The organism is Micrococcus sp. HMSC31B01, assembly GCF_001816085.1.
GTDB classification, from domain to species: domain Bacteria; phylum Actinomycetota; class Actinomycetes; order Actinomycetales; family Micrococcaceae; genus Micrococcus; species Micrococcus luteus.
Genome location: NZ_KV825368.1, coordinates 1 through 1,481 on the forward strand (window position 1 = coordinate 1; position 1,481 = coordinate 1,481).

A 1,481-nucleotide genomic window follows, 5' to 3' on the forward strand; every position below is an offset into this window, starting at 1 on the left:
GTTCCGACGGGCGCCGGCGGGGTGGGACTGTCTGTGTCGGCGCCGACGCTCAGACGGCGCGGAGGTAGCCGAGGGCTCGGGCCAGGTCCACGGCGCGGTCGTGGGCGCCGAGCACCCCCTCCAGGCCGGCGACGACGGCGGCCGTCACCTCCTCGGTGAGATGCCAGTCGGCGGTGAACGGGTCGTCGAAGCGCGCCCACGCCGTGCCCACGGCCGCGAGCGCGCGGGTCATCTCGGTGAGGTCCCGGAAGACCGGTCGCGGCTCGTCCAGGCGGTCCTCCCAGCCCTCGTCTCCCGGGGCCATGAGCACCTGGCCGGTGGAGGCCGCGTGGATGAACGGGTCGGCGCCCTGCTTGGCCACCACGGTCCAGTCGTCGTTCCAGTCCACCAGCAGCGCACCGGTTCGGGGGTTCCACCGGTAGCCGGCCTGCTCGTCCCACAGGCGGTCCAGCGGGAAGAACATCACGGGCAGGCCGAGGGTGTCGATCTCCAGCCACTCCGGTCCCACGTAGCGGTAGAAGTCGGCCAGGTCCGGGGCGAGGGGCTCCTCGGCGGCCCACTCGATGGGCTCCTGCCGGCTCAGCCGGCCGAAGGGGGCCAGGGCGTCCCGGGCGGCCAGCAGGTCCTCGGCCGAGAGACGGGGCCGGGCGCCCGGCTCGACGCCCGGGCCGTGAGCCGAGCCGGTGGAGTCGCGGAGGGCCGGGCGATGTCCGTGGGCGGGGGGCACGCGGGTCATGGCCCCAGGCTAGGCAGGCGGCTCAGGGGCGCGGAGGACGGGACGGCGACGGGGGCGTGACCGTCCGATGAAGCCTGCATGACGGCTGCGCGTCCGACACAATGGAACCCATGCCCCCCACCGCCCGCGCCCCCCGCCGCCTCCCCTCGTGGACGTGGTGGCTGGCGCTGGCCGCGTGCGTGGCCGGCGTCGTGCTGGTCTACGCCGCCCTGGTGTGGTCCTCCGCCGGCCAGGTGCTCGAGTACCAGGTGTTCCGCGCCGTCGAGGAGCGCTACGCGGACACCGTGCCGGACGTGACCTCCCAGGTGGTGCGGATCCTGCCGCTCGCGTTGGCGGTCGGCATGGCGCTGGCCTCGCTCGGCGCGCTCGCCGTGGCCCGGTGGCGGCGGCGGGGGCTGCTCGCCCTCCTCGTGCTGGCCGGGTCCAACCTCACCACGCAGCTGCTCAAGGCGGCGCTTCCGCGGCCCGAGCACGCCGACGGGGTCCCGTGGTCCGGCGGCAACTCACTGCCCTCGGGCCACATGACGCTCGCGACGGGCGCCGCGGTGGCCGCGCTGCTGCTCGTGCCCGCCCGGTGGCGACCTCTCACCACCGTCCTCGGCGCCGTGGTGAGCTCCTGCACCGGCGCCGTCGCCTACACGGAGGCCTGGCACCGGCCGTCGGACATGGCCGCCGCGGCGCTCGTGTCCGCCGCCTGGGGCCTGCTCGCCGTGCCGTTCGCCCGGTACGACGGCGCACCGCGGCC

Annotated in this window: 2 protein-coding genes; one reads left to right on the forward strand and one right to left on the reverse strand. The window is 76.0% G+C overall.

What is annotated here, in order from left to right; all coding sequences use genetic code 11:
• Nucleotides 1-49: 49 nt before the first annotated feature.
• Entirely contained in the window at nucleotides 50-736 is a 687-nt protein-coding gene (locus HMPREF3105_RS10905) for a hypothetical protein (RefSeq protein ID WP_036317999.1), read from the reverse strand.
• Between the two features lie 110 nt (nucleotides 737-846).
• Between HMPREF3105_RS10905 and HMPREF3105_RS10910 the strand changes: the two genes are divergently transcribed.
• Nucleotides 847-1,481 (forward strand): phosphatase PAP2 family protein (locus HMPREF3105_RS10910; RefSeq protein ID WP_070709605.1); only part of this gene is annotated, 635 nt, incomplete at its 3' end.